This window comes from Methylobacterium sp. 142-1Y, from assembly GCF_057747795.1.
In genome coordinates this window covers 4,975,776-5,001,950 of the sequence record NZ_CM173224.1, presented here as the reverse complement: position 1 = coordinate 5,001,950, position 26,175 = coordinate 4,975,776, and the positions used below count along the sequence as shown (strand labels likewise).

Annotated in this window: 37 protein-coding genes, 1 tRNA gene and 1 pseudogene; 22 read left to right on the top strand and 17 right to left on the bottom strand. The window is 68.1% G+C overall.

The annotated features are described in order from the left end of the window. The first annotated feature begins 230 nt into the window (after positions 1-230). The gene (locus tag AC3AOF_RS23035) at positions 231-704 is read left to right on the top strand and encodes a VOC family protein (protein WP_488346615.1); all 474 of its coding nucleotides are present in this window, start codon (positions 231-233) and stop codon (positions 702-704) included. Between the two features lie 71 nt (positions 705-775). Here AC3AOF_RS23035 and AC3AOF_RS23030 read toward each other — a convergent pair whose 3' ends face one another. After that, positions 776-1,180, bottom strand: a complete 405-nt coding sequence (locus AC3AOF_RS23030; protein ID WP_488346614.1) for an RrF2 family transcriptional regulator — start codon at positions 1,178-1,180, stop codon at positions 776-778. A gap of 511 nt (positions 1,181-1,691) precedes the next feature. Here AC3AOF_RS23030 and AC3AOF_RS23025 point away from each other — a divergent pair. The 5 genes from AC3AOF_RS23025 to AC3AOF_RS23005 all read left to right on the top strand — a co-directional run bounded on the left by AC3AOF_RS23025 (position 1,692) and on the right by AC3AOF_RS23005 (position 7,242). Then, positions 1,692-1,928, top strand: coding sequence for a DUF6894 family protein (locus tag AC3AOF_RS23025; protein WP_236988715.1), 237 nt, complete (start codon positions 1,692-1,694; stop codon positions 1,926-1,928). A 147-nt stretch (positions 1,929-2,075) separates the two neighbouring features. Beyond that, positions 2,076-3,953: a glycoside hydrolase family 15 protein gene (locus AC3AOF_RS23020; protein ID WP_488346613.1), complete on the top strand. Its 1,878-nt coding sequence runs from the start codon at positions 2,076-2,078 to the stop codon at positions 3,951-3,953. A gap of 136 nt (positions 3,954-4,089) precedes the next feature. Then, a complete protein-coding gene (metG, locus tag AC3AOF_RS23015) occupies positions 4,090-5,637 on the top strand; it encodes a methionine--tRNA ligase (protein WP_488346612.1) in 1,548 nt (515 codons plus the stop codon). Next, positions 5,634-6,428: a TatD family hydrolase gene (locus AC3AOF_RS23010; RefSeq protein WP_488346611.1), complete on the top strand. Its 795-nt coding sequence runs from the start codon at positions 5,634-5,636 to the stop codon at positions 6,426-6,428. Before metG ends, AC3AOF_RS23010 begins: the two co-directional genes overlap by 4 nt. 4 nt (positions 6,429-6,432) lie before the next feature. Continuing rightward, complete coding sequence (locus AC3AOF_RS23005) at positions 6,433-7,242, top strand: MBL fold metallo-hydrolase (RefSeq protein WP_236988719.1); 810 nt, start codon at positions 6,433-6,435, stop codon at positions 7,240-7,242. Here AC3AOF_RS23005 and AC3AOF_RS23000 read toward each other — a convergent pair. From AC3AOF_RS23000 to AC3AOF_RS22975, 6 genes are all read right to left on the bottom strand, one after another. After that, on the bottom strand, positions 7,209-7,595 hold the full coding sequence (locus AC3AOF_RS23000; RefSeq protein WP_236988720.1) for a cupin domain-containing protein: 387 nt from the start codon (positions 7,593-7,595) through the stop codon (positions 7,209-7,211). The genes AC3AOF_RS23005 and AC3AOF_RS23000 overlap by 34 nt on opposite strands. Beyond that, positions 7,585-7,803 carry a hypothetical protein gene (locus tag AC3AOF_RS22995; protein WP_488346610.1) on the bottom strand — a complete coding sequence of 73 codons (219 nt, stop codon included), beginning with the start codon at positions 7,801-7,803 and terminating at the stop codon, positions 7,585-7,587. The genes AC3AOF_RS23000 and AC3AOF_RS22995 overlap by 11 nt, the downstream gene beginning before the upstream one ends. Positions 7,804-8,076: 273 nt before the next feature. After that, on the bottom strand, positions 8,077-8,589 hold the full coding sequence (locus AC3AOF_RS22990; protein ID WP_488346609.1) for a hypothetical protein: 513 nt from the start codon (positions 8,587-8,589) through the stop codon (positions 8,077-8,079). A gap of 292 nt (positions 8,590-8,881) precedes the next feature. After that, positions 8,882-9,286: a hypothetical protein gene (locus AC3AOF_RS22985; RefSeq protein ID WP_488346608.1), complete on the bottom strand. Its 405-nt coding sequence runs from the start codon at positions 9,284-9,286 to the stop codon at positions 8,882-8,884. Continuing rightward, entirely contained in the window at positions 9,283-9,531 is a 249-nt protein-coding gene (locus tag AC3AOF_RS22980) for a DUF433 domain-containing protein (RefSeq protein WP_236988724.1), read from the bottom strand. The genes AC3AOF_RS22985 and AC3AOF_RS22980 overlap by 4 nt, the downstream gene beginning before the upstream one ends. A 229-nt stretch (positions 9,532-9,760) precedes the next feature. Then, positions 9,761-11,311, bottom strand: coding sequence for a Do family serine endopeptidase (locus AC3AOF_RS22975; RefSeq protein ID WP_236988725.1), 1,551 nt, complete (start codon positions 11,309-11,311; stop codon positions 9,761-9,763). Positions 11,312-11,501: 190 nt separating this feature from the next. Here AC3AOF_RS22975 and AC3AOF_RS22970 point away from each other — a divergent pair, with 190 nt between their 5' ends. The 3 genes from AC3AOF_RS22970 to AC3AOF_RS22960 all read left to right on the top strand — a co-directional run bounded on the left by AC3AOF_RS22970 (position 11,502) and on the right by AC3AOF_RS22960 (position 12,646). Beyond that, positions 11,502-11,672: a hypothetical protein gene (locus AC3AOF_RS22970; RefSeq protein WP_236988726.1), complete on the top strand. Its 171-nt coding sequence runs from the start codon at positions 11,502-11,504 to the stop codon at positions 11,670-11,672. A gap of 14 nt (positions 11,673-11,686) precedes the next feature. Then, entirely contained in the window at positions 11,687-12,184 is a 498-nt protein-coding gene (locus AC3AOF_RS22965) for a peptide deformylase (protein WP_236988727.1), read from the top strand. Between the two features lie 165 nt (positions 12,185-12,349). Beyond that, complete coding sequence (locus AC3AOF_RS22960; RefSeq protein ID WP_488346607.1) at positions 12,350-12,646, top strand: hypothetical protein; 297 nt, start codon at positions 12,350-12,352, stop codon at positions 12,644-12,646. A gap of 225 nt (positions 12,647-12,871) precedes the next feature. On the opposite strand, the pseudogene AC3AOF_RS22955 reads toward AC3AOF_RS22960, so the two are convergent. Both AC3AOF_RS22955 and AC3AOF_RS22950 read right to left on the bottom strand, forming a co-directional pair. Further along, positions 12,872-13,644, bottom strand: a pseudogene (locus tag AC3AOF_RS22955) (IS5 family transposase). A gap of 69 nt (positions 13,645-13,713) precedes the next feature. Next, entirely contained in the window at positions 13,714-14,694 is a 981-nt protein-coding gene (locus tag AC3AOF_RS22950) for a hypothetical protein (protein ID WP_236988729.1), read from the bottom strand. Positions 14,695-14,898: 204 nt separating this feature from the next. On the opposite strand from AC3AOF_RS22950, the gene AC3AOF_RS22945 reads away from it, so the two are divergent. From AC3AOF_RS22945 to AC3AOF_RS22905, 9 genes are all read left to right on the top strand, one after another. Beyond that, a complete protein-coding gene (locus AC3AOF_RS22945) occupies positions 14,899-15,504 on the top strand; it encodes a LemA family protein (protein WP_236988730.1) in 606 nt (201 codons plus the stop codon). A 4-nt stretch (positions 15,505-15,508) separates the two neighbouring features. Then, the gene (locus tag AC3AOF_RS22940; RefSeq protein WP_236988731.1) at positions 15,509-16,282 is read left to right on the top strand and encodes a TPM domain-containing protein; all 774 of its coding nucleotides are present in this window, start codon (positions 15,509-15,511) and stop codon (positions 16,280-16,282) included. Next, on the top strand, positions 16,282-16,923 hold the full coding sequence (locus tag AC3AOF_RS22935; RefSeq protein WP_236988732.1) for a hypothetical protein: 642 nt from the start codon (positions 16,282-16,284) through the stop codon (positions 16,921-16,923). Before AC3AOF_RS22940 ends, AC3AOF_RS22935 begins: the two co-directional genes overlap by 1 nt. A 91-nt stretch (positions 16,924-17,014) precedes the next feature. Beyond that, on the top strand, positions 17,015-17,374 hold the full coding sequence (locus tag AC3AOF_RS22930; RefSeq protein WP_236988733.1) for a nuclear transport factor 2 family protein: 360 nt from the start codon (positions 17,015-17,017) through the stop codon (positions 17,372-17,374). Positions 17,375-17,395: 21 nt separating this feature from the next. After that, complete coding sequence (locus tag AC3AOF_RS22925) at positions 17,396-18,223, top strand: helix-turn-helix domain-containing protein (protein ID WP_488349036.1); 828 nt, start codon at positions 17,396-17,398, stop codon at positions 18,221-18,223. Then, positions 18,220-18,549 (top strand): DUF1330 domain-containing protein, encoded by a 330-nt coding sequence (locus AC3AOF_RS22920; protein WP_236988734.1) that lies wholly within the window; start codon positions 18,220-18,222, stop codon positions 18,547-18,549. The genes AC3AOF_RS22925 and AC3AOF_RS22920 overlap by 4 nt, the downstream gene beginning before the upstream one ends. 72 nt (positions 18,550-18,621) lie before the next feature. Then, positions 18,622-18,699: transfer RNA gene (locus AC3AOF_RS22915), tRNA-Pro, on the top strand. A 410-nt stretch (positions 18,700-19,109) separates the two neighbouring features. Then, entirely contained in the window at positions 19,110-19,448 is a 339-nt protein-coding gene (locus tag AC3AOF_RS22910; protein ID WP_488346606.1) for a hypothetical protein, read from the top strand. 68 nt (positions 19,449-19,516) lie between these two features. Next, on the top strand, positions 19,517-19,813 hold the full coding sequence (locus tag AC3AOF_RS22905) for a hypothetical protein (RefSeq protein WP_488346605.1): 297 nt from the start codon (positions 19,517-19,519) through the stop codon (positions 19,811-19,813). A 49-nt stretch (positions 19,814-19,862) separates the two neighbouring features. Here AC3AOF_RS22905 and AC3AOF_RS22900 read toward each other — a convergent pair whose 3' ends face one another. The 8 genes from AC3AOF_RS22900 to AC3AOF_RS22865 all read right to left on the bottom strand — a co-directional run bounded on the left by AC3AOF_RS22900 (position 19,863) and on the right by AC3AOF_RS22865 (position 23,789). Continuing rightward, complete coding sequence (locus AC3AOF_RS22900; RefSeq protein WP_488346604.1) at positions 19,863-20,045, bottom strand: hypothetical protein; 183 nt, start codon at positions 20,043-20,045, stop codon at positions 19,863-19,865. 66 nt (positions 20,046-20,111) lie between these two features. Continuing rightward, positions 20,112-20,558 carry a hypothetical protein gene (locus tag AC3AOF_RS22895; RefSeq protein WP_488346603.1) on the bottom strand — a complete coding sequence of 149 codons (447 nt, stop codon included), beginning with the start codon at positions 20,556-20,558 and terminating at the stop codon, positions 20,112-20,114. 181 nt (positions 20,559-20,739) lie between these two features. Further along, positions 20,740-21,795 (bottom strand): GNAT family N-acetyltransferase, encoded by a 1,056-nt coding sequence (locus AC3AOF_RS22890; protein ID WP_488346602.1) that lies wholly within the window; start codon positions 21,793-21,795, stop codon positions 20,740-20,742. 156 nt (positions 21,796-21,951) lie between these two features. Next, positions 21,952-22,509 carry an ATP-binding protein gene (locus AC3AOF_RS22885; RefSeq protein ID WP_488346601.1) on the bottom strand — a complete coding sequence of 186 codons (558 nt, stop codon included), beginning with the start codon at positions 22,507-22,509 and terminating at the stop codon, positions 21,952-21,954. A 116-nt stretch (positions 22,510-22,625) separates the two neighbouring features. After that, entirely contained in the window at positions 22,626-22,760 is a 135-nt protein-coding gene (locus AC3AOF_RS22880) for a hypothetical protein (RefSeq protein ID WP_488346600.1), read from the bottom strand. Beyond that, entirely contained in the window at positions 22,757-23,020 is a 264-nt protein-coding gene (locus tag AC3AOF_RS22875; protein WP_488346599.1) for a hypothetical protein, read from the bottom strand. Before AC3AOF_RS22875 ends, AC3AOF_RS22880 begins: the two co-directional genes overlap by 4 nt. Next, complete coding sequence (locus AC3AOF_RS22870) at positions 23,020-23,298, bottom strand: hypothetical protein (RefSeq protein WP_488346598.1); 279 nt, start codon at positions 23,296-23,298, stop codon at positions 23,020-23,022. The genes AC3AOF_RS22875 and AC3AOF_RS22870 overlap by 1 nt, the downstream gene beginning before the upstream one ends. After that, positions 23,295-23,789, bottom strand: a complete 495-nt coding sequence (locus AC3AOF_RS22865) for a hypothetical protein (protein ID WP_488346597.1) — start codon at positions 23,787-23,789, stop codon at positions 23,295-23,297. The genes AC3AOF_RS22870 and AC3AOF_RS22865 overlap by 4 nt, the downstream gene beginning before the upstream one ends. A 784-nt stretch (positions 23,790-24,573) precedes the next feature. On the opposite strand from AC3AOF_RS22865, the gene AC3AOF_RS22860 reads away from it, so the two are divergent. From AC3AOF_RS22860 to AC3AOF_RS22845, 4 genes are all read left to right on the top strand, one after another. Continuing rightward, on the top strand, positions 24,574-24,765 hold the full coding sequence (locus AC3AOF_RS22860; RefSeq protein WP_488346596.1) for a hypothetical protein: 192 nt from the start codon (positions 24,574-24,576) through the stop codon (positions 24,763-24,765). A gap of 92 nt (positions 24,766-24,857) precedes the next feature. Further along, positions 24,858-25,019, top strand: a complete 162-nt coding sequence (locus AC3AOF_RS22855) for a hypothetical protein (protein WP_488346595.1) — start codon at positions 24,858-24,860, stop codon at positions 25,017-25,019. Positions 25,020-25,306: 287 nt separating this feature from the next. Then, positions 25,307-25,639, top strand: a complete 333-nt coding sequence (locus tag AC3AOF_RS22850; RefSeq protein WP_488346594.1) for a hypothetical protein — start codon at positions 25,307-25,309, stop codon at positions 25,637-25,639. Beyond that, positions 25,636-26,163 (top strand): hypothetical protein, encoded by a 528-nt coding sequence (locus AC3AOF_RS22845; protein ID WP_488346593.1) that lies wholly within the window; start codon positions 25,636-25,638, stop codon positions 26,161-26,163. Before AC3AOF_RS22850 ends, AC3AOF_RS22845 begins: the two co-directional genes overlap by 4 nt. Positions 26,164-26,175 lie beyond the last annotated feature (12 nt).

Genomic DNA, 26,175 nt, shown 5'->3' with positions numbered 1-26,175 from the left:
GACTGCTCGCGACCGAGCCTGTGTGAAAACTCGGACACGCCCTGAACTTACGGAACAATCTTCCTCGCTGCAGCCATCCGAGCATCCTGGGTGGCCGCCGAGGTGCCGACAGGATGCCCCTGCCGGGTTGCCCAGCGTGCGCGGGGGGAAATTCTTCTGCAAACCCTGCGGTTTCACGCAGCCTCGACCCGTTGCAGACGAGCAGCCCCTTTGCCGGTAGAGCGTCCCGTATGACGGACCACACGAGCATCCATGTGCAGCGCGCCGATCATGTCGGCTTCGCGGTCGGCTCCCTCGACGAGGCACTTCGGTTCTGGATCGATGGGCTCGGCGCACGCCTCGTGCGGACGGGCGAGATGGAGGGCGAGTTCCTCGGTCAGGTCACCGGAGCGCATGGGGCGAAGGTGCGCCTAGCGATCGTTTCGCTGGCGGATCAGACCATCGAACTCCTGGAGTATCAGGGTCCGGACCGACCAAGCGTGCCAGCCAAGCCGTTCGACCCAGGCTTCGCGCATCTGGCCCTTGTGGTCGATGACATCGACGCGCTCCTGGTGCGGATCGCCGCCCACGGCTGGAAGGCGCAAGGTACGCCGCAGCCGATCGCGAGCGGTGCGCGGGCTGGAACGCGGGTGATCTACGCTGTCGGTCCTGACGGCGCGACGATCGAATTCATGCAGCCGCCAGCGACCGCCCAGGATCACTGATCCCGCTGGGCGAGGGTCCGCTTCCCACCTCCAGCGGTCCTTCATACGGCCAGCCCAACCAAGGAGCGGCCCTACGAACCCGGCTCCGCCGCCCCGTCGGCCTCCCGCCCGATCATCTCCCGCAGGGCCGCCCCGGTCGGCCCGGCGAGGACGTCGGCCAGGGTGAAGCGGTCGAGTTCGCGGATGAAGCTCCGCTCGGCCGCGTCGAGGGCGTGCTTGAGCAGGCAGCGGCCGGCGAGCGGGCAGGGGCCGCGGGCGCATTCGACGAGGCAGCCGAGACCTTCGAGTTCCGCCACTACGGCGCCGAGCCGCACCGCCTCCGGCGGCAGGGCCAGGCGCACGCCGCCGGCGCGGCCCTGCCGCGCCACGATGTAGCCGGCGCCGGCGAGCCCCCGCGCCACCTTCTGGAGATGGTGCAGCGACACCCCGAAGGCGCGGGCGACGGCCGGCGTCGTCGTCCAGGCGCCGGCCTCCACCGCCGCGAGGTAGAGCAGCAGGCGCAGCGACAGGTCGGTGTAGAGCGAGAGCCGCAGGGGTGCCGTCCTTCCTTCGCGGCCGTCCGTGCCTTCGCGGCCGTCCTTGGCGGATGCCGCCCCGCTGCCCGCCCCCGGGCCGTCGGGACCGCGCGGTCGCTCCCGGCCGAAGCGCGGCCGTCGCGGGGCGCCAGCCTATCGTATGTCGGGCCGGCCGAGAAAGCCACGGGCACGGTTGTATCGTGGCCGAGCGGATGCAACCTCGCGACCAGGCCGCAGCGGAGGACCCGCCGCCGGCATGCGCTGACGCAAGCGGGCGCCAGTCGATGGTGGCATAATCTGGTAATTTTCATACTTGTTTGAAGCGAGAGGGAAAATCGCGTTCGATAAACATTTGCGAGGGCGGGGATTGTCGGGTCGGCCTAGTCAATCGTCACCGGGCCCCGATCGGCAGGGCCGGCCGGTGGGCTTCGGAGATTCGGTCCGGAGGCCCCCTCACACATTGGGGCAACCCGTGCCGCACTACTTCTTCGACATCAACGACCACGACCTGTCGCATCGCGACGACGAGGGCAGCGACTGGCCGAGCCGCGAGGCCGCCCAGGCCCATGCCATGCGGATCCTGGCCGACATCGCCCGCGACGAGGCCCGCCGCCAGGACCGGCTCCACCTGTTCGTGACCATCCGCGACGAGCGTCGCACCGTCCTCGCCATCGCGTCCCTGGCCGTCGCCTGCACCTGGCTGGATTGACCCTGGCTGGATTGAGTCTGACTGGATCGAGCCCCATCGGATCGGCCGATGGTCCCTCGCGGCCCGGCACATACCGTCGCGCCCCGAAACCGCCCTCCCGGCGGACCGTTACCCCCGCGCTTTAACCCATGTTGGCAGCGAGGCGACGTGACGGACCGGCCGATCGAGGACTACGCCATCATCGGCGATACCTGCACGACGGCGCTCGTCGCCCGGGACGGGTCGATCGACTGGCTGTGCTGGCCCTGCCACGACAGCCCGGCCGTCTTCCTGCGCCTCCTCGACGAGGAGAAGGGCGGGGCCTGCGAGATCCTGCTCGAGGGGTTGCGCGAGACGCATCGGCGCTACCGCCCCGGCACCACCATCCTGGAGACCACCTTCGTCACCGCGACCGGCCGCCTGACGCTCACCGATCTCATGCCGCTGCATCCCCTCGACGCGGTCCCGGACGAGGGCCCGGACGGCGCGCCCCACGGCCGGATCCTGCGCCTCGCCACCTGCGAGGCCGGCACGGTGACCGGCCGCTTCCGGGTCCGCCCGACCTTCGACTACGCCCGCGACGGCGCCGTCCTCGACGCGGAAGCGGGCGGGATGGTCCTGTGCCGGCGGCTCTCGAAGCCCGAGGGCGTGCGCGTCGCCGCCACGGTGCCGCTGACGATCGCCGGCGACCGGGTCGAGGCGGCATTCTCCTTGGCGGCCGGGGAGGGGGCGACGCTGGTCCTCTCCCACCGCGAGGACGACGACGGCGATATCGGGCAGGTCGCCGCGAGCCTGTCGGCGACGGAACGCTACTGGCAGGAATGGTCCGGCCGCTGCACCTATGACGGGCCGCACCGCGACGACGTCGTGCGCAGCGCACTCGTGCTCAAGCTCCTGACCCACGCCCCCTCCGGCGGGATCATCGCGGCCGCCACCACCAGCCTGCCGGAGGCGGTGCCGGGCACCCGCAACTTCGATTACCGCTACGTCTGGATGCGGGATGCGAGCTTCACCGTCACGGCCTTCGTCAATCTCGGCTACCTGCGCGAGGCGGCGGAGTTCCTGCGCTTCCTGCGCGACGCCGACGGGACCCGCGGCCGCGACCTGGAACTGATGTACGGCATCAACGGGCGCGTACCGGAGGAGGAGATCCTCGACCACCTGCGCGGCTGGCGCGGCTGCGCCCCGGTGCGGATCGGCAACGCGGCCTCGGGCCAGCACCAGTACGACATCTACGGCGAGTTCCTGGTGGCGCTCCACGCCTTCCTCGACGCCGTCGACTACGACCCGCCGGTGAAGGTCAACGACCATCTGCCCGAGGTGCTCGGGCACCTCACCGATCACGTCATCCGCTGCCGCCACGCCGCCGATCACGGCATCTGGGAGTTGCGCGACGAGACGCGCCAGATCCTGCACACCAAGGGCATGCTCTGGGTCGCCCTCGACCGGGCGGTGCAGATCGCCGGACGCCTCGACGTGGCGGCGCCCGAGCGGGTCGAGGAATGGCGAAGGGCCGCCGCCGAGATCCGGGCCGAGTACCACGAGAAGGGCTGGAACGCCCACGTCGGGGCCTACACCCAGTCTTACGGCTCCGACGACCTCGACGCGGCGGTTTTGCGCACGGTGCTGTTCGGCGCCTTCGACGCCGGGTCGCCCCGGGTCGCCGCGACGCTTCGTGCGGTGAGCGAAGGCCTCGGCGACGGCGACCTGATCTACCGCTACCGCAACGCCGACGGGTTCGCGCACCCGGAGGCGACCTTCGCGGCCTGCGCCTTCTGGCGCGTCGGCTGCCTGGCGCTCGCCGGGCGCACGGAGGAGGCCGAGCCGCTCTTCGCGCGGCTGCTGGCGCGGGGCAACGACCTCGGGCTGTTCGCCGAGGAGATCGACGCCGGGACGGGCGAGCAGCGCGGCAACGTCCCGCAAGGGTTCACCCACATGGCGATCATCAACCACGCGGTCCGCCTCGACCGGGCGGCGCGGCACGCCGAGGCGCAGGCCCGCGGGACGATGACGGACGAGCCGTGCCGGTGGGCGGTGGGCGCCTGAGCGCCGGAGTGAGCGGCGGCGGAGGAAGAGCCGTCCCGGGGGGTGGGCACCGCCGCCCGAATTTGCTCTAAGGCTCGGATGGGCGCCCCGCGGGCGCCCCGACCGATCCGAAGCCTCCTATCCGGGAACCCAAGTCGTGGCGGGCGAGCCGTACTTCATCACCACCGCCATCTCGTACCCCAACGGGGTGCCGCATATCGGGCATGCCTACGAGGTGATCGCCGCCGATGCCATCGCGCGCTTCAAGCGCCTCGACGGTTACGACGTGTTCTTCACCACCGGCACCGACGAGCACGGCCTCAAGATCCAGCAGACCGCCGCCAAGGCCGGGATCAGCCCGCGCGCCTTCGTCGACGATATGGCGCCGCGCTTCCGCGCCATGGCCGAGCGGCTCGACTGCTCGTTCGACCGCTTCATCCGCACCACCGATGCCGACCACATCGCCTCCGCTCAAGCGCTGTGGCGCCGGATGGAGGAGAACGGCGACATCTACCTCGCCAAGTATGCCGGCTGGTACTCGGTCCGCGACGAGGCCTATTACGACGAATCCGAGCTCGTCACCTCAGCCGACGGCAGCCGCCGGGCCGAGAAGACCGGCACGCCGGTCGAGTGGGTCGAGGAGGAGAGCTATTTCTTCCGGCTCTCGGCCTATGGCGAGCGCCTGCTCGCCCTCTACGAGGCGAACCCGGACTTCATCGGCCCCGATTCGCGCCGCAACGAGGTGACGAGCTTCGTCCGCTCCGGCCTCCAGGATTTATCCGTCAGCCGCACCACCTTCGACTGGGGCGTCCCGGTGCCGGGCAACCCGGCCCACGTGATGTATGTCTGGGTCGACGCGCTGACCAACTACATCACCTCCTGCGGCTTTCCCGACGAGGGCGACCCGCGCTGGCGCCACTGGCCGGCCGACCTCCACGTCATCGGCAAGGACATCATCCGTTTCCACGCGGTCTACTGGCCGGCCTTCCTGATGTCGGCCGGTCTCCCGGTGCCCAAGCGCGTCTTCGGTCACGGCTTCCTCCTCAACAAGGGAGAGAAGATGTCGAAGTCGGTCGGCAACGTCGTCGACCCGGTGGGGCTGGCCGACATCTACGGCGTCGATCCCCTGCGCTACTTCGTGCTGCGCGAGGTGCCGTTCGGCCAGGACGGCAGCTACTCGCACGAGGCGATCGTCAACCGGCTCAATGCCGACCTCGCCAACGACCTCGGCAACCTCGCCCAGCGCTCGCTGACCATGATCGCCCGCAATTGCGGGGGGCAGGTGCCGCAAGCCGGCGAGCCGTCCTCGGCCGATCGGGCGCTCATCGCGCTCGCCGACGCGCTGCCGGAGAAGGCGAGGGGGCTGATGCAGGACCTCGCCCTGCACGCGGTGCTGGCCGAGATCTGGGCCGTGGTGGCCGAGGCCAACCGCTACTTCGCCGGCCAGGAGCCGTGGGCCCTGCGCAAGACCGACCCGGCCCGGATGGAAGCAGTGCTCTACACCACCGCCGAGGTGCTGCGGGCGGTCGGCATCCTGGTCCAGCCCTTCATCCCGAACGCCGCCGCGCGGCTCCTCGACCTGCTGGCGGTGGCGCCGGACGCGCGCAAGCTCGCCGATGTCGGGCCGGAGCATCGCCTCGTGCCCGGCACGAGCCTGCCGGCGCCGAGCCCGATCTTCCCGCGCTACGTGGAGCCCGAGGCGTGAGCCTGGTCGACAGCCATTGCCACCTCGACTCGCCCGGCCTCGCCGAGCGGCTGCCCGAGGTGCTGGCCCGCGCCAAGGCCGCCGGGATCGACCGGATGGTGACGATCTCGACCCGTGTCGCCCGGTTCGAGACCTACCGGGCCCTGAGCGAGGCCCACCCGGAGGTTTTCTTCACGATCGGCACCCACCCGCATCAGGCGGGCGAGGAGCCGGACGTGCCGGCGAGCGAGATCGTCGCTCTGTCGCGCCATCCGCGCTGCATCGGCATCGGCGAGGCGGGGCTCGACTACCATTACGACACCGCGCCCCGGGACGTTCAGCAGAAGGTCTTTCGCACCCACATCGCGGCCGCGCGCGAGAGCGGGCTGCCGCTCGTCATCCACGCCCGCGAGGCGGACGAGGACGTCGGCCGCATCCTCACCGAGGAGATGGCGCGCGGGCCGTTCAAGGCGGTGCTGCACTGCTTCTCGTCGGGGCGGCGGCTGGCCGAGATCGGGGTCGAGCTCGGCCTGTTCGTGTCGTTCTCCGGCATCGTCACCTTCCGCAACTCGGACGAGATCCGGTCGATCGCGAAAAGCGTCCCGCACGAGCGCCTTCTGGTCGAGACCGACGCGCCCTATCTGGCGCCGGTGCCGCATCGGGGCCGGCCGAACGAGCCGGCCTTCGTCGCCGACACCGCCCGGGTGCTGGCCGAGACCGTGGGGCTTGCCCCCGACGCGCTGGCGAGCCTCACCACCGCCAATTTCGACCGCCTGTTCGACAAGGCCGCCGCGCACAGCCGAGGGCTCTGACCGCATGCCGACCCTGACCCTTCGCATCCTGGGCTGCGGCTCCTCGGGCGGCGTGCCGCGGGTCGGCTATGGCTGGGGCGCCTGCGACCCGGCCGATTCGCGCAACCGGCGCCGGCGCTGCTCGCTCCTGGTCGAGCGCCGGGACGCGGAAGACCAGGCGACCACCGTTCTCGTCGACACCTCGCCGGACCTGCGCGAGCAGCTCCTCGACGCCGGGGTGCAGCGCCTCGACGGCATCCTGTTCACCCATTCCCACGCCGACCACACCCACGGCATCGACGACGTGCGCCCGCTGGTGATCCACATGCGCCGGCGCATCCCGGTCCATGCCGATGCGGACACCTCGGCTTTGCTGCGCGCCCGCTTCGCCTATTGCTTCACCTCGCGGGAAGGCAGCCTCTACCCGCCGATCCTCGACCTGCACGCGCTCGAGACCGGCACGCCGGTGACCGTCGCGGGCCCGGGCGGGACGGTGACGGCGACCGCCTTCACGATGGAGCACGGGCCCGAGGAGAAGGCGTTGGGCTTCCGCTTCGCCGATGCGGCCTACGCGCCCGACGTCAGCACCATGCCCGACGCGGCCAAGGCCCGTTTGCGCAACCTCGACCTCCTGATCGTCGATGCGCTGCGCGACTCGCCCCATCCGACCCATTTCTCGGTGTCCGACGCCCTGGCGCTGATCGAGGAGGTGGCGCCGCGCCGCGCCATCCTGACCAACCTCCACACCGACCTCGATTACGAGACCTTGCGCCGGCGCCTGCCGCCCGGGGTGGTGCCGGCCTATGACGGGCTGTCGGTGACGGTCGACGGCTGATCCGCCGGCCGGAGATGGACCGCGAGCCAGAGCGTCGGTTCGTCGGGGCTGGTCCACTCGACCCGGTGGCGCAGCCGCGCCGGGATCAGCAGGTGGTCGCCGGGGCTAAGCCGCCGGGGCGCCGTCTCGCCGTGCAGGTGCAGGCCGGCGCTCCCTGAGAGCAGCACGACCCATTCGTCCCAGGGCTGGTCGTACCAGAAGCCCGGCGGGCTGGCCTGGCCGGTCGAGACGATCCGCTCGATGCGAGCGTGCGGGGTTTGGGCCAGGAGGTCGACCCGTTCATCGGGCTGAGGCGTGGCGGGCAGGCCGGAAAAGAGGTTGGCGGTCGGTGGGTACACCGGTTCAGAGGTCATGTTTCGCCCAGATCGCTGCGACCTCCTCGTCGCTGGCGAACTCGCCCCGCTCGGCCTGCGCGAGGGACGTGGCGAACGACGCCTTCTCCTCGGGGCTGAGAACGACGAGGCTCCGCTCATCGTCGAGGACGGCCAGCATGGCACGAGCGACATCGTCCTGCGCTTGCGAGCGGACGCGCGCGACGGCTTCTTCGAGAAGGTCGGTCATAACCGGCATCCTGCACCTGATTCGCGTCGGACAGAAGGATATCCGAAGCACGGGCCGACGGGCCTCGGACACGCCCGGAGAATACTCCCGTCAGGCCCCACTCGGCATTCTGGTTCCATAAGATTCCTTATGCGAATTGTGAATCATGGCTCCGTGCGGGGGGATCGGGCGAGCGGACCGGCCCCTCGCCCGGCGACGATGGACGCGACTCGGCCTTCGGGACGGAACGCCCCGAAAACCGTGTCGCCCCCAAAGCCGCGTCGCCTGGACGGTTCAGCGCGGTCCACCGCCCCGGCGCATGGCGATCTCCTGTCCCTCCTGCTGGAGCGCGCCGGACGGGGCCAGGCTCTCGTTCGGGATCGGGGTCATGCCCTCGTGCGCGGTGCGCGATTCCGGCTGGTCGGCGGCCGGATCGCCGGCCTCCTGCCGCAGCGCCAGGGCGCGCCGGGCATGGGAGACCAGGCTGCCGCGGGCCTCGGCGGTGCGGCGGCGCTCCCGCTCCTTGTTGGCGCGCTTGACGGCCGAGGCGAGCAGCCCCGCCTTCTGCCGCGAGGCGGTGTCGTCCGAGGCCGGCCGCGCGCCCGAGGGCGCCGCCCGTCCGCGGATCTCGCGGCGCTGACGGTGGGCGATCCCGCGCGCCCGGTCCCGGCGCTCGCGCAGGCGGTGGATCAGGTCGTCGAGGTCGCGGTCGGCGATATCCTGGATGCGGGGATGATGCGACCGGCCGACGAGCTCGGCCTCGTCGGCGGTCAGCAGGCGGGCTTCCTGGCGGCTCGAGATGGTCACAGGGCTGCTCCGTCGATGCGTGGGCGGGGGCAGTCCGGGGCGCGGCTCGTTGGGCGCACCCCGTCCTCGTGCAGGGGAAGCCCAGGGAGAAAGCGTGGTTCCGCGGTGCTTGATCGTGACGCAGAGGCCGAAAATCCGGGATTAAGTGTCGATTTCGGGCGTCGCGCCCGGCGCGGCGCATCGTGAACAGCCTACCGGCTGCCAATGTGCGCGAGATGGTCTGACCAAAAGGTATCCGGACGCCAAGAATATCCGGACGAAGAGTCGTCCGCTCGACGAGGCGCATCTTCTTTCAGCGCGCTTTGAATGGTGCGACGGCCGGCAATTCGCGCGAGACAGGCATGCCATTGATGACGGAGTGGATGATACGTCGCCCATCCAGGCCGATGACGACATGCTCGCCCGGCTTCGCGTGCGTGATCGTGTCCGCGATGGCCTCGACCCGCTCCAGGATCAGGCGTCGCTTGTTGTATGGCAGGGCCACGACCGCGATGGAGCGGCCCTGGAGGCTCTGCTGATAGGCCATGTTCTTGTCGTTGGTGACGAGCACCGAGAAGCCGGCCTCCTCGATCGTCTTGAGCAATGCGCCGTTGCCGAGCGCTGCCCATGGTCGGGGAAAGCGGTCGGCGTCGATCCCGTGATCGCGCAAGGCCTGGACGAGCTGGCGTGGAACGCCCTCGTCGACGACCGTCTTCACGCCGCCCTCGGGCCGGCGACCGCCTGCGCGGCGAATTCGAGCACGGCCACGACGTCGTCCCGGTTCAAGGCCTCGTAGGTATCCAGGATCTCGTCCAGAGACAGGCCGTCGGCCAGGTTCTCGAACACGACCTCGACCGGCACGCGCGTGCCGCGAAAGACCCGGCGGCCCGCGAGGATGGCCGGGTTCGAGACCACGATGTCGTCCAGTGACTGGGGCGTGCCAGGCGATCGGGGGGGCGTCATCGTACGGCTCCTGCCGTGTCGCATGCGGGAGGTGCTGCTCCTGAGGTGCAGGATAACCCCTTCCGGTACCTGCGTCAGGCCCCCGCCCCCGGCGCTTCGGTTTTACCGCACTACCTGATGCGCGTCGTCGGGACGCCTTCACGGGCGCAGCGCGCAACGAATGGCCCGAGACACGAGAACGCCGGCCCCTCGCGGGGCCGGCGCTCGCTTTCGTGACCGAAAGCCGGGATCAGCCGTTCTTGGTCTGCAGGCCGATCGCCACGAAGCGGGTGCCCTTGTCGTTCTTGATCCGCATCAGCACCGCCTTGCGGCCGTCGCTCTCCGCGGCGCGGATGCGACCGGCGACGTCGGACAGGGTCGAGACCGGCTGGCCGCCGACATCGAGGATGACATCGCCCTCCTGGATGCCCTTGGCCGCCGCCGGGCCGTCCGGATCGACGCCGACCACCGCGACGCCCTCCTGGCCGGCGCCGACCTGGGCCGCCGGGGCGAGGCTGAGGCCCAGCCGCGGCTGGCTGTCGCCGCGGCTGCCGCCATTGTCGTTGGCGCTCGCCACCTTGGTGTCGTTCGGCAGCGTGCCGAGGGTCACCTGGGCGGTCTCGGTCTTTCCGCTCCGGACATAGGTGAGGTCCACCTTGGTGCCGGGCTTCAGCGAGGCGATCTTGCGCGACAGCTCGCGGGCATCGGTCACCGGCTCGCCGTTCACCGCCTGCACCACGTCGCCGGCCTTGAGCCCGGCCTTGGCGGCGGGCGTGCCGTCCTGGGCGCTGTTCACCAGCGCGCCCTTGGCCTTGTCGAGGCCGAGGCTGTCGGCGATGTCCTTCGTCACCGGCTGGATCTGGAGGCCGAGATAGCCGCGGGCGACCTTGCCGTCGGCGCGCAGCTGGTCGACCACCGCCTGCACCGTCTCCGAGGGAATCGCGAAGGCGAGGCCCACATTGCCACCCGACGGCGAGGCGATCGCGGTGTTCACGCCCACCACCTCGCCCTTGACGTCGAAGGTCGGCCCGCCGGAATTGCCCTTGTTGATCGGCGCGTCGATCTGCAGGAAGTCGTCGTAGGGGCCGGCGCCGATGTCGCGGCCGCGGGCCGAGACGATGCCGGCGGTGACCGTGCCCCCCAAGCCGAAGGGATTGCCGATCGCCACCACCCAGTCGCCGACCTGCGGCGCGCCGTGCGACAGCTTCACGTAGGGGAATGGTGCGCCGTCGGTGACCTTGAGCAGCGCCAGATCGGTCTTCGGGTCGGTGCCGATGATCTTGGCCGGCAGGGTGCGGCCGTCGTCGAGGGTCACTTCGACCGACTTGGCGTTGTTCACCACGTGGTTGTTGGTCACCACGTAGCCGTCGGCCGAGATGAAGAAGCCGGAGCCCTGCGCCGCGCCGCCACCGTGGCGCTGCGGGCGCTGCATGCCGCCGGGCCCGCCCTCGCCGAAGCGGCGGAAGAAGTCGCGCAGCTGCGGCGGGACGTTCTGGAGGTTCGGCTGGCCGCCGCCCTCCTCGTCGTCCGAGGCGTCGTCCTTCAGCTTCACCTTCACCGAGACCACGCCCGGCTTCACCCGGTTGACGATCGGCGCGAAGCTGCCCGGCGGGTGCTCGGTCGTGGTGATCGGGGTCTGCGGCAGGGCCTGGGCGTAGGCCGGGGTGCTGGAGGGCAGGATGGCGGTGCCGAGCGCCCCGGTGGCGACGAGGGTGACGGCGGCCACGGAGGCGAGGGCCTTGCGGTGGAAGCGGCTGGGCTCGCGGCGGGTCTCGCGGGAAGTCTCGGTGGTCTGGGACATCGGTTTCTTGAGGCTCCGTGTGGCGAAGGCGGCGCTCGCTGCCGTTCGATGGGGCCATTATGGTCGGCGGGCCTGACTGCGCCGTGGCCCGTAGATTACGGTTTGGTCAGGCACCGGACGCCCGGCCGGGCCGAAGGGGCCGCGCCCCGGCCCCTCGCACCCCATCAGCCCCCGCACCCCAAGGATTCCCATGGACATCGCCGTCTCGGTCATCTCCCTATTGCTGGTGCTCGTGCTGATCGCCCGGGGCGTGCCGGGCCGCAACCTGCTGGTCGCCCTCGCGGTGGCGCTCGCCGTGGTGGTGCTGGTCGTCGGCATCGAGCGGGCCGGCCTGTGGCCCGACTCGTTCCACACCCGCTGAAAGACGGACCCCCGATGACCGCCCTCCCCCTGGTGCTCTACCCGGACCCGCGCCTGCGCCTGGCCCCGCCCCCGGTTACGGTCTTCGACGAGGCCTTGCGGGCCGTCGCGGGCGACCTGCTCGACACGCTGCGGTCGGTCTCGGCGCTCGGCCTCACCGGCCCGCATGTCGGCGCGCCGGTGCGGGTGACCGTCATCCGGGCGACGCTCGACTTCGCGCCGCGGACTTACGTCAACCCGGAACTGGTCTGGGCCTCGCCCGAGACCGCCCGCCACCGCGAGGGCAGCGTCTCGATGCCGGGCGTCGACGAGGAGGTCGAGCGCCCGGCCCGGGTGCGGGTCCGCTTCCACGACCTCGACGGCACGGCGCACGAGGCCGAGGAAGAGGGTTTCGCCGCCGCCTGCCTGCAGCACGAGATCGACCAGCTCGACGGCCTGTTCTGGATCGAGCGCCTGTCGCGCCTCAAGCGCGAGCGGGTGCTCAAGCGCTACGCCAAGCTGCGGCGCGGCTGACGCCGCCTGCCGGGACGCCGCGACCGAAGCCTTAACCGGGCCGGCCGCAGGGTGGCGCATCCCTGCCGCACCGGAACGGCGGACCCAGCCTGGCCGTTAACCCGGCAATCGGGCCGTCCCCGGCCCGAAACCCCTCGGACGAAAAGCCCCTCGGAAAGGATGCCGATGCGCCCCCTCCGGACCCTCCTGATCCCCGCCGCCCTGCTGGCGACGACGCTCGTCGCCCCCCTTGCGGCCTCCGCCCAGCCCGGCCCGGCCTACCGCTACGGCCCGCGCGACATCGACGCCACCGGCACCGTCGGCGGCCGCGCGCCCTGGTCCGCGCCCTGGGTCTACGATACCGGCGGCGACAACGACCGCCGCCCCGAACTGCCCGCCTACCAGCAGGGCGGCGGCCAGCAGACCGGCGGCCCGGCCCGCAACCTGCTGCCGGATGACGGGCTGCACATCGTCCCGCGTTGAACGGAATCCCGGTGGCCGGCCACACGCGACACAACAGGACCGTTGCCGCGCGGCTCCGGTCCTTGCCACCTTCGACCTCATCCTGAGGTGTCGGTCGATCGAAGATCGCCTTGCGCGCATCTCAGGATGAGGTCCGCGGGGAGGACGGACGGTGACCGTCGCAGATTTTCGTCGCAGAACCGGCCACCGCTGAAACCTGCTCGGGGCCCTAGGCGGTGTGGACAGTTACCTGAGCCATAGTACGATAGCGGCGATAGTGACCACGGCGGCGTAGTTGCGAGCTGTCTTCTCGTAGCGTGTGGCGACACGCCGGAACTGTTTGAGCTTGGAGAAGCAGCATTCAATCAGGTGCCTCTCGGTATAGAGTGCCGTGTCGAGTTCGTACTTCTTGGCGCGTGAGGGATTGTTCGGGATCACGGCCGTCGCGCCCTTGCCGGCAATCGCCTCGCGCAGCCGATTACTGTCGTAGGCCGCATCAGCCAGGACCACCGCAGCGGGGAGATCCGCCAGCAGCGCCTCGGCCTGGGGCGCATCGCCCTTCTGGCCCGCCGTGAGGGCAAACCGGACCGGACAGCCAAGGCCGCGTACGACGAGGTGGATCTTGGTGCTCAGGCCGCCGCGGGACCGGCCCAGCGCCTGATCGGGTGGATCATCAGACCCCCTTTTTTCGCGCCCGCCGCATGTTGGTGAGCGCGCACGATCGTGGAGTCGACGATCAGGTACTCGAAGTCAGGATCATCGGCCATCGCCTCGAAGATGCGCCACCACACGCCTTTCTGGCTCCAGCGACTGAAGCGGCGGAACACGCTGTTCCAGTCGCCGAACACCTCGGGCAGGTCGCGCCACGGCGCGCCGGTGCGCACAATCCAGAGCACGCCCTCCACGAACATCCGGTTGTCACGCCCGGTCGAGCCGCGTTGATCCGGCCGGCCGATGATCAGAGGAGCCAGCCGCTCCCACTGGGCATCGGCGAGAACAAGACGGTCCAGAACTCCCAAGGCGCCCCTCCAAAAAGCAGCCTTGAATCACTCTTCACCGCTCAGGGGAACCCCAAGAGTCCACACCGCCTAGTCCGCGCCGGCAGCGGGGTCGCCCGCCTCCGGCTCGCTCGCCCTCCGCCGCACGCTCGCCCGCTCGCCGGCCTCCGCCGCGCATTTGTCGGCGTGGATCGCCCGGTTGACCACCTGGAGGTTCGGCAGGCCCCAGTAACCCAGGAGTTCGGGCCAGGGCCGCGCCCGCTCCTCGCGCCAGATCCGGTAGAGCGGCACCCGGTGGTCGACCTCGGCCGTCTTCAGGAGGCGCTTGCCGGACTGGGCGCAGCGATGGCCCTGGCGGCGCTTCAGCTCCTTCACATGGTCGGCCGGCGCGATCCAGAACTTCCAGGCGGTGACGCAGGCCGCGTGCCACGCGGCGTTGCGGTTGGGCGTCCCCGTCCCCCACAGGTCGCGGTGCCAGCCGAAGCGGTAGACCGGCTGGCCGCAGATGCAGCAATGCCCCTTGCCCCGGGCATGGGGCGCCTCGCGGAACGGCGCCGGCGGCATCCGGAAGCTGAAGGCCAGCCCCTTCTCGGCGAGCGCCGTCTCGGACAGGCCCTCCACGGCCTTGCCGCGGCGCCTTTTGTCGAGGCGCCGTTCCTCCGGGTTCCAGGTGCCGAGGCGCCAGGTCCAGCCCTCCGGCTGGCCGGAGGCGGCGGCGAGCGCCCGCGCCAGCCGGTCGGCCCGCAGGATGTGGTGGCGCCAGTAGCTCTCGACGGCGAGCCGCGGCGTCGGCGGCACCAGGGGCCGCGACAGGGCGTGGCGCAGCACCGGGAGCGGGAACACCGCCGGCAGGGACTTTTCCAGCCGCGCCCGGGCGGCGGCGTTGCGCGCCTCGCGCCACAGCGAGGCCGCCGAGGGCGGCTGGTCCGCCGGGCCGTCCGCCGGCGCCGCCAGCGCCGGCAGCCGGTCCGCGAGGGTCGGCTTGGGCGTCTTCGCTGGTTTCGCCTTGGCCGGCTTCTCCTTGGCCGGTTTCGCCTTGGCCTGGGTCGTTGTGGCCGCTCGCTTCGCCATGCCGGTCCCGAATCGGCCGCACCGGCCACGGCCAGGGCATAACGCCGAAGCGTCGCCGCACAAAATCCCGCGCGTCGTACGGGCCGATCCCGGGGCTCCCGACGCTGGTCCGCGGCGGAATGCCGCCTATGTGACCACGGCAACGCTCGCGGCGCCGGCAGGCGCCGCCCAACCGTGCATCGCCCCAGGAGCTTCGCCGCCACCATGACCGCCTCTCTCCTCGGCCGCCTGCGCCTCGCCCTCGTGGCGCTCAGCCTCGCCACCACCCTCACGGCCTGCGACGCGGTCAACCGGGTGCCGACCCTGGAGGAGGCGGCGAAGTCGCGCTGGGGCGAGGTGCAGAACCAGTACCAGCGCCGCGCCGACCTGATCCCCAACCTCGTCGAGACCGTGAAGGGCTACGCCCAGCAGGAGAAGGACGTGCTGGTGCAGGTCACCGAGGCCCGCGCCAAGGCGAGTTCGGTCAAGGTCGACGCCTCGACGGTGAGCGATCCGCAGAAGTTCCGCGAGTTCCAGGACGCCCAGAACCAGCTCTCCGGGGCGCTCGGCCGGCTCCTCGTCACCGTCGAGCGCTATCCCGACCTGAAGTCGAACGCCAATTTCCTCGCCCTGCAATCGCAGCTCGAGGGCACCGAGAACCGCATCGCGGTGGCGCGGCGCGACTACATCCAGGCGGTGCAGGCCTACAACACCGAGATCCGCACCATTCCCGGCCGCTGGATCGCCTCCACCCTCTATCCCGATGCCAAGCCGATGGAGGCCTTCACCGCCACCCCCGATGCCAGCCGCCCGCCGAACGTGAAGTTCTAGGGCGATGCGCAGCCCTGCGGGCGCGGTCCTCGCCCTCCTGCTGATCCTCTGGACCGGGGCGGCGTGCGCCCTCGACCTGCCGCCGCTCACCGGCCGGGTGGTCGACAATGCCGGGCTGCTGCGCCCGGAGGACAAGGCGGCGCTCGCCGAGACGCTCAAGGCGCACGAGGACAAGACCACCGACCAGGTCGTGGTCGCCACCGTGCCGTCGCTCCAGGGCACCTCGGTCGAGGATTTTGCCAACCGCCTGTTTCGCGCCTGGGGCCTCGGCACCAAGGCGCGCAACAACGGCGTCCTGTTCCTCATCGCCCCCACCGAGCGCAAGGTGCGGATCGAGGTCGGCTACGGCCTCGAAGGGGCGCTCACCGACGCCCTGACCAAGGTGATCATCGCGAGCGCGGTGGCGCCGAAGTTCAAGGCCGGGGATTTTCCCGGCGGCATCCGGGCCGGCATCGACGGGATCCTCGGCATCCTCTCCGGCGACGCCGCCGAGTGGCAGCGCCGCGCCGAGGTGCGGGAGGATTCCGGCGGCGGCCTCGATCCGGTCCTGGTGCTGATCCTGCTCGTGGTGATCGGCTTCGTGCTCGTCCGGCTCCTCACCGGAGGCGGTGGCGGCCCGGGGCGGCCGCATCGCCGCAGCGGCGGCAACTGGATCGTCGTGCCCGGCCCGCCGAGCGGCGGTTTCGGCGGAGGCTTTGGCGGGAGCTTCGGCGGAGGTGGCGGCTTCTCGGGCGGCGGCGGCTCGTCCGGCGGCGGCGGCGCCTCGGGAGACTGGTGATGCCCGAATTGGGGAACCCGATGACGACCCTGAGCGAGGCGGAGCGCACCCGCATCGCCGCGGCGATCGCGGCGGCCGAGCGCGGCACGGCGGGCGAGATCGTCGTGATGGTGGCGGCCCGCTCCGGCGCCTATCGCAGCCTGCCGCCGGCCCTGGCGCTGGCCGGCGCCCTCATCGTGCCCTGGCCGCTGATCCTGCTGACCGGGCTCTCCGCCACCCGGATCTTCCTGGTCCAGCTCGTCGTCGCCCTGGCGTTGTTGCTGAGCCTCGCGGCGGCCCCCGCCCTCGCCCGCCTACCCCGCGCCCTGCCCCGCTTCCTCCGCCGCGCCCGCGCCCGGGCCGCCGCCCAGCACGAGTTCCACGCGCGGGGCCTTGCCCGCACGCGCGGCCGCACCGGCGTGCTGATCTACGTCGCGCTCGCCGAGCGCTACGCCGACGTGGTGACCGATATCGGGGTCGGCGCCGTCCCCGATTCCTGGCGGCCGGTGCTGGACGACCTCGTGGCGGCCTTGCGCCGCGACGCCCTGGCGGAAGGCCTGGTGCGGGCGGTGGCGGCGGCCGGCGCGATCCTGGCCGAGGCCGCCCCGCCGCAGCCCGGCGACACCGACGAGTTGCCGAACCGGGTGATCGTGACCGAGTAGGCGAGCCGTCACGCGATGACCTGCGAGGTCATCGACGGGCGCCCGCTCCCCCGTCCATTCTCCTCTCGCTCCCTGGAGGAAGGACGAACCGATGACCGACCCCGCCGCCCTCGCCGCCCGCTACCTCGACACCTGGAACGAGACCGACCCCGCCCGCCGCCGCGCCCTCCTCGCCGAGACCTTCACCGAGGGCGCGCGCTATCGCGACCCGCTGATGGCCGGCGAGGGCCATGACGGGCTCGACGCCCTGATCGGCGCCGTGCAGGCCCGCTTCCCCGGCCTGCGCTTTCGCCTCGCCGGCCGGCCCGACGGCTACGGCGACCGCCTGCGGTTCTCCTGGGCGCTGGCGCCCGAGGGCGGCGAGGGCGTGGTCGAGGGCACCGACTTCGCCACCCTGGAGGGCGGTCGCCTCGCCGAGGTGACCGGCTTCCTCGACCGGGTGCCGGCCTGACGCGCGGGAGCGCCCCCCGTGATCCTCGGCACCGCCGGCCCGCCGGGCGACATCCTGCGGGCCTGGCGCCGGCGCCGGCACCTGAGCCAGCTCGCCCTGGCGCTGGAGGCGGAGATCTCCCAGCGCCACCTGAGCTGCCTCGAGAGCGGCCGCGCCCGGGCGAGCCGGGCGATGCTGCTCCATCTCGCCGAGCGCTTGGGGATCCCCTTACGCGAGCGCAACGCCCTGCTGCTCGCCGCCGGCTACGCCCCGGTCTTCGCCGAGCGCGCCCTCGACGATCCGGCTTTGGCCCCGGCCCGCCGGGCGGTGGCGCGGATCCTCGACGGCCACGCCCCCTACCCGGCCCTCGCCATCGACCGCCACTGGACCCTGCTCGCCGCCAACGCCGCCCTCGCCCCGCTCCTCGACGGGGTCGATCCCGCCCTCCTCGCCCCGCCGGTGAACGTGCTGCGGCTCAGCCTGCATCCCGGCGGCCTGGCGCCGCGCATCCTCAACCTGGGCGAATGGCGCGCCCACCTCCTCGACCGCCTGCACCGGCAGGGCACGGCGAGCGGCGACCCCGGCCTCGCCCGGCTCCTGGACGAGCTCTCCGCCTACCCCGCGCCCGAAGCCCCGGATGGTCCGGGCGACGGCGCCGGGGTGGCGGTCCCCCTCGTCCTCGCCGTCCCGGCGGGCCGCCTCTCGTTCCTGTCGACCATCACGGTGTTCGGCACGCCCGTCGACATCACGCTGGCGGAGCTCGCCGTCGAGGCCTTCTTCCCCGCCGATCCCGAGACCGCCGCCCTGCTCCACCGCCTCGCCCCGCCGCGCAAGCAGGCTCGAACAGAACCAGGAGAGACGCCCCCATGACGCGCCCCGCCTACGCCGTCGCCCATCTGCGCCGCGTCACCCTCGGCCCGGCGATCGCCACCTATCTCGCGCGCATCGACGCCACCCTGGCGCCGTTCGGTGGCCGCTTCCTCATCCACGGCGCCCGCCCCGAGCCGCTCGAGGGCGACTTCTCCGGCGACCTCGTCGTCATCGCCTTCCCGGACCGCGCCCGGGCCCGCGCCTGGTACGAGTCCCCGGCCTACCAGGCGATCCTGCCCCTGCGCACGACCCATTCCGACGGCGTCGCCTTCCTGATCGACGGCGTCCCCGCCGACCACCGCGCCCCCGACGTCCTCGCCGGCTGACGCCGCCGGCACGAAGGGGCTTGCGCGGACGCGAGCGCGGCGCTAATACCCCGCTCGCCCTCTCGGGGGCGTCGGAGCGTAGCGCAGCCCGGTTAGCGCACTAGTCTGGGGGACTAGGGGTCGGAGGTTCGAATCCTCTCGCTCCGACCAAAAAACCTCTGTACCGGCAGAGACTTACGACAGGCGGCCTCCGGGCCGCCTTCGTCGTTTCTGGGGTCCGGAGTTCAGCGGGGGTTCAACTCCGCGAGCCAGCTTGGGCCGATCTGTCGCACCGTCTTGCTGCGCCGGCCCTGGCGCGTTGAGCCGCACGAGGTGAGAGACATGCCCCACCGCGTTCCGTCCCGAGACGAGATCACCGACGACACGCCGCTCTGGCCCGAGGCTGCGGACGCGGCCGCGCTCGGTTGGTCGGGTGCCAGCGTCACTGCCGCGGGGCGAGAGGCGACCCAGGCGAGCCGCATCCAACCGGCCATGCCCATCGCATGAGGGCGGGACCCGCCCCCGGGCCGCCTGCGGGCGGTCCCGGGGCGCGCCTGGCGCTTATGACGGAGGCAGGGAGCATGAACGTCAGCGCAGCCCGTCTCGTGGAGGAGTTCGGGTTCACCGAGCGGCACTGGATCCGCATGGCGGCCGCCGGCCGGGTGCCGGGCGCTCGACAGCCGTTCGGGCCAAGATCAAGCTGGGTGTTCGACCTGACCGCCGTGCGACAGTGGTGGGAATCGACCTTGAAGACCGCGCCCGAGCAGCCGACACCTACCGTCGTGGGCAAGCGTATTAGGGCCGCTTCCAGAAGGACGGCAAGGACGTCCGGCAGTCCCTCAGAACAAGAGCTGAAGGCGTTGCTCGCGAACGTCCTGGCGGCTGGCTCGCCGAGCTCGAAGCGTCAGGCGCCAAGCTGACGCTAACCGTGACAGCGGGATCAGGGAGGCGCATCACTCCCCGATTCCCCATCGCCTGAGGAACCACCATGAGCACGGACATGCCCCGCATCGCCGCGGTGTCGGCCGAGAGCGACACCGCCTTGCGCGTCGCCTGGAAGGACGGTGGCGAGGACGTCATCGAGCTCGCTGGCTGGATCGCGCGGGCGAGCCCCGTGCTCGCCCCGCTGCGGGATCCCGCGCTGTTCAGCCAGCCTCAGATCATCGCCTACGGCACCGCCGTCGGCTGGGGCGATCCGGACGGCGACCTCAGCATCGATGCCCTGCACCTGTTGCTTCTCGCCGCCGAGCAACGCCCGTTCACGGCCGAGGACCTCGCGATCTGATGACCGCGAGATCACCCCGTGATCGGCTCATGCCAGGAACCTGGCCCCGTCAGATGCCGTCGAGACCGAGGCGCTCGCCAAGCGCCGGCTTGCCGACGACTACGACGCGGCGCAGGCGCGGGGCGAAGTAGCAGGCCGCGGCGGGAGTGGGGCTAATCAGTACGATGCAAATGTTCCCGCCCGGAACATTTCCACCGTCACCGATCTTGGCCTGCCCCGCAAGCAGGTCCACGAGGCCCGCTTGGCTAATTTGAGCAATGTCTCTGAATAAAAATTAGCAGAAATGACCTCACGCTCGTCAAGTCATTTCTACTGAGAAAACAGTAACAAATTCTGAATTGTTTATTTTACCATAAAATTCGCAAAGCTTATTCTTGAGTTCTCTCGATGATGAAAAGCCATCGCGCTTAGCATCGTTGTCATCAAGCTGACCAAATTGCTTGTAACAAATTCCTACAATGCGCATATCTCCAATATGTTTCACCTTTTCAGGGCAAGACGAGGCGACTTCGAGCAGTGGAAGTTTGTCATGCTCAGGATATTCGACACCGTTGCGTGTGTAGCGGATGGTTGTGCGCTTTTCATGGGCTTTGACAGCTGCCGTAAACTGACAGTCCAACTTGAACTTTGCACGAGGAACGACCTCTAAATCTGGAAAACAGTTTTTTAGCTGTTCCCGGATTGTTGTCGGTTCTATCGCGTCGAAGTGGACGACGGATATGGCACGCTCGCGTGTCAAAAGCATAATAACCACTCTTTTTACGTACCAAAAGTATCGCATGAGTCATATTTGTCTGCAACTCTTAATATTCAAGCTCCACAGACTTCACAGCAGCAGTGTTGATGGGCTGTGGATCGAGCTATTAATAAGCAGAGGCGATTTGGTGATTCATGTTAACCAAGCGCCTCCGCCGCCATCCAATAAGTCACTCGACTATGAGGCGCCCATTTAGCTCTGCCAATTCAACGATTCTATCAAGATGGTCATGAGTAAGCCTTTTTATGTCCCATCGAGGTTGCTCTGGAATACCAACATCGCCCATGAGAATATCTCGTATCGGGCGCTTAGGAAGCGCCGCATTGTAAGTCATTTTTATCACAAAAAGGCGTCTTTTTTTATCTTTATACCAGTCTCTTAGCTCTTCTTCAGGAAATACGCTATGAGGGGCCGTATATTTTACAAAATCATCTTCATCTGCAAAATCTCGACGCGATTTTGTTTCTTCTACAACGCATATTGATGTCGCAACAGATCTGAACCTGGCGCGACCTTTTATATCGGTGGCTCTATAGATTACAACAACATCCCCCTTTTTCATTTGGGTTAAAGTGAGTTTCGCGACATAAACCTTGTGAATTGTGTTTGTGTGAGATAAGTCCTCAACTATATGTCCTTTCTCAGTCTTCAGCATTGAGTCCGGAAAAAGATCTGTATGAAATTTTGGATATATGGCTAACAAAAAAACATTTACTCCATAAGTATGTATGTATGGATAGTCCTTTATTATATCTTCTTGCATTTCAGAAAGCGATCTTACAAGAACAATTTCTTCACCATTTGCAGTAATTTTTGAACCCTTCTGTTCGAAGCCATATTTTTTAAATAGTTTTATGAGAGAGGCATGGGTATCAAATACTGTTACATAAATCTCTTGCGCGTCCTCTGCGAAAGCGTGGTCGAATATTTTCTTAATTACCCGCTCTCCAAGCTTGGTCCCATGTGCATTAATTTTTAAAGTTCCAACTTTGATTCGTTTTGCGGGCGGAAGGGGCGGATCGACATCGTCGATAGCTCCCTCTTCGATTTTTAGATATACAAAACCTCTTAGTTTGTCACGATCGTCCTTAACAATATATACTGAATCTTCCGATTTTTTGGCGAACCAAATTGGAAATTCTTTATATTGAGCTTTCAAACTATCGAAGAAAGGATCTTCCAGTGCAACATCTTTGAACTTTGTAAGTTGGAGGCTGCCGGCCATTTCCTTGACCCCTAGAGTACGATAGTTCTACTGACACCTAAAGTGTGGGGCGATCCTCACTTGTAGCAAGGGTCTCCGGCAGATTTTTTCTGTTTGATTTGAATGTATCTCGAACCGGTTGGATGGACGTTGCAGAGTCCGCGAGGGTTGAGATTTCTAAGATACGCTTTTGATAGCATCCGAGAAGTCGGATTCTTTTCCCGCTTCCACAACAAAAAACGAAATTTGTAGTCCAGAAGCAGACTCTTTTGCGGACCTAATGGCAGCATTTTGATGGTCAGAAATAACTTCAATTGTACGAACTGGTCTTACTCGCGAAGTATCTTGCTCGCGTCTGGCGCAGATCATCTCTGGATCTCCAGATACAAAGATGATTGCGCTGGGACTCAAATCTCTAATGACCGTATGAGGTATGAAGACGAGGCCCTCACCGGTATCGATTACGTTATGTCCATCAAAGATTATATTTTGCGAAGCTGACTCTCTCAGGTGCCTAAATTCTGTGACTAGGATTTGTTGATTGTCGAGCACGGCCCCAGTTCGAAGAGCCTCGGAATCAACCGGCCTGCCAGACGCGGCCTCTTTTGCGCGTCGCAAAAGAGTGCTTGCTGTAACGCGCAAAGTTCCTGTTTGAGCTGCATATCTTGAGCAAAGCCACGACTTGCCTACCCCAGACAACCCGAACACGAGAATGACACGCGGAGTTGTAGACATGCAAACGCTCGCGACCAGACTTTTTATTCGGTTTCACATAATGCAGTTTGTCTCCGTAACCACCGTGGGCGAGGCGAAAGTTCCGGCCGCCCGAAGGCAGGCCGGGGCTCTCGTCGTTAGGCCCGATCAGCCGGCGTGAAGGGCGGTCGACCGTAGGCGGCTTCATACGCCTCCACGTTCTCGCGGAACTCCCGCATGGCCCGGCGGATGCGGCGCAGGGGCCAGGCGTGGAGGATGGCGAGGGCGCTCATGCCCGCCCCGCCCCGGGGCTCACCGCGCCGCAGCGCTCGGTACTGCCCCGGCTGTCCAGCGTGTCGGTCTCCTCCTGCGCGTCCAGCACCAGCCTTTCGGTCTGGCGCACCACCTCACCAGCTGCGATGCGCAGTTCCTCGGGTAGGTCGCGGTCCGGACCATCGAGGAGGTTGCGCAGCACGGTCAGGAGCAGCGAGGCGGAGTTGAGGGTGCGCGAGACGTTCGCGTGGGACGGTTCGACGCCGGCAGGCACGGCCATCATGCGCCTCCCCGTTCTTCGGCGGGCCACGTGTCCCGGATGGCCTCGAACAGCCGGGTCACCTCCGTGATGCGTTCCTCGAGCTGCGTCGCCACCTGCATCCCGCCGTGGCAGCGCCTGATGGACAGCTCGCCGGACTCGGCACCCGAGTGGAAGGCCATCCAGACCACGCTGGCGAGATCCTCGACGCGAGAGAGAGTGTCCTCCATGTCCATGAGCAGCCTCTTGCGGCTGCGGTCGGGCCCGTTGGGGACCTCGTGCTGCGTGCGCCGGTTCATCGGGCACCTCCCGCCGTCGCGTGAGCCCGCAGGTCGGCCGCGTCGCCCCGCAGGCGCCCGGCCGTGTCGAGGGCATCGTTGACGAGCTCGATCGCACCTTCCGTCGCCTCGATGTCGAGGCCGCCGTTGCGCTCGCCGGTCCGCAGAGCGTCGCGCAGGACGCGGAGCAGGCCAGCGACGTGCTTGGCGTCTTCCTCGATGTCGGGCGGGTCGCGCTCGGTGACCGGCTCGGCCTGCCGGGGAGCGGAACTCGAGGCGCTGCCCACCGGCATCGCGGCCGCGTTCAGGTCCGCCAGGATGAGGCAGAGGTGGTGGTGGAGTGCGCGCGCCACCGCCGCGCCGCCGGTGCAAGACGGGCTGTCGAGTTGGCCAACCTCCTCCCCGTAGGCGAAAATCGCGGAGAGCGCGCCGACGAGGTCGATCGCCTCCTCGGTGGCATCGCGGGTGTCCTCCGGGGCGCGGGCCCGCGCCTTGGCTTCGTAGAGGGGCATGCCGCGCACCCCCCTCGCATCGGGAGGGCGACGTCCTCGACGTCGTGCCCGTCCTCAAGGTCGACGTCGGGCGCTAGCGCGTCGAGGATCGCGAGGTCCGCCTCGATGCGGTCGGCGATCGACCGGCGCAGCGCCTGGACCCGGTGGCGATCCGCGGCCATCTCGGCCGCGATCTCCGCCGGTCTGGTCTCGGCGAAGAAGAAGTCGAGGCCGGCGCGGAGGTTGTCGAGCGCCTGTTCCGGCGTCAGGCCGGAGGGTGCGGGGGTGCGTTCCGCGCGGATGACGCGGCGCATGGCGCTGCCCTGGGCAGCGATGTGGACAGAACCCATAGGGGTTGGCTCTCTGTGTGAGCCGGCTTTCGAGGGCCGGGGACGCTCACCTTTCGAGGGGCTCGCATCCATGCCAGCGAACGGCACTGGCGCCGGGAGTCTCGAAACACGCCACAGAGAACGTGCGCCGCAGCCTTCACCCCGAGGGGTTGTTGTATCGCCGCCAAGATTGCTCTTGACGGTGCTGCGGCACTCCCGGCAAAGTGAGGCCGTTCGCGCTCACCGGGAGGTGAGCACGTTCGTTACGGGGCCGAACACCCGGCAAGGTGATGGGCTTCCGTCTGTGGCTGTGACGCTATCCCCGGCAAGGGACCGTCACGGGAGTTTCGAGGCTCCACAGAAATTAATGACACAACAACCCCGCGCCCGGCAAGGCAGCGGGGTCGTCGTGCTTCGTGCTCGCTCTCGGGCAGCCACGGGCTACCGTAAGCTCGGCGCCGATCAGGAGATCGAGCTTGTACAAGGTGACAGGAACAGACCCGACCGGCCGCGCGCTCGTGTTCGCCTGCGGCACGGACTTGCAGGCGCTCGACAAGGTCCGGGAGCTGATGTCGCGCGGCTTCCGCGACATCTCGGTTGCCGATCCGAAGGGGCAGCAGCAGAGCGGGGCGGCGTTCGAGCGAACGATCGGTCTCGAATACGACTGACACCGGCCGGGCCCAAAGACGCCCGAAGCGGACCATACGGCGGCCACCCTGCCCGGCCATAGCTGCGCTTCGATGGATCCAGGGCCCTACCCATGCAGAACCTGCGCGCCGCGTTCCTTACCGCCCTCGGCATCGGTCTGATCGCCCTTGCCCTGGCCGGCGTCGCCGAGCGAGGAGCACAGGCGCACTTAGAGCGCGCCCTGCATTCCGGGGCCGTGGTCCAGACGGCGAGCAGCGCGTCAGTGGCGCGCTAGCCCCCTAATAGCGTGGTAAAGTGTCACTTGGATGCAACACGGCGCAAACCCATATGGGGGATGACAGCGAGGGTTGGTGACCTTGCGCACAGCATCGGCGGTCGTCCAATGCGCTTCTTAAGTGGATTGGACCGCAGCGGTCATTCGGCCGATTGTCAAGCCGCCACTCGAATCCTACAACCCAAACGCTGAGCTTTCGCATTCCGGCCACTCTTCGCTGGCTTCGGGACAGCAAGGAGGACTGGTGACACCGAGTCGCTCCATGGCAAGGATATGGGGCGTCACGGATGGCGGGGCCGGCGGGTGCGAGCATCGACCTGAAGGAGGTCGTACACGAGGCGGGGAACCTCGCCAGAGACCTTGGGGTTTGGAATGCGGTCATTCTCATCCTGGCGGTCTTCTTCGGTGTGATGCTCACCATCCACGGGGGGACGATCGCCAGGGAACTGCGGGGGGCATGGAAGGATCTTCTGGGCTATCGCGCGAAAACTCGAGCGACGTCCGCCATGATCAAGCGTGAGGTGAAATCACTCACGGACGAGGCAACGAAGCCTTCAGGCAAGGCTTCTACGATAACAACCCCGAAGGTGGGCAGAGCGAGGAAGGAGCGGCGGCCATGACGACGGTTTTGACGACAATCGTCCTCGCGTGCGTGGTGGCGTTCGGATCGCTCTTCGTGCTGGGACGCCTCGCGCGCTGGGATCGGGCTCGTGTCGAGCACCTCGATCTCTATGCCCGCAAGTTCTTCAAGTCAGCGCGATTTCTGCTCGCCGACGAGGCGCTGCCAGATGAGCGGCGGTGGCTGCTTGCGTTCCTTCTCAGCGCCATGGAAAGGCGTTCTGCCCCTCGGGAGGTTTGGCGCGTGCTACTTCGCCGCGACCAATTCATCCATCGCGCTGTAGAAGATGCAGAGAGTGACGAGGTTCTCGCTTTTAATAAGGCAAAGCCTACTATGGCAAAGGCTTTCAATGAAGCGTGCACCTTCGCCCTTCTGGCAATCAGCTATCGTAGTCGCTTTTTCGGCCCGCTAATCCGCAGCCAAATTGCCGACCTGCTAGCGGCCAATCCGCGACGCGTCGGTTCGTTCACAGCATCCGTTCAGCGCGAAATCGCACCCATCGGTGCATTACTGCAGGCGGCCTAGTCGCCTGCAGTG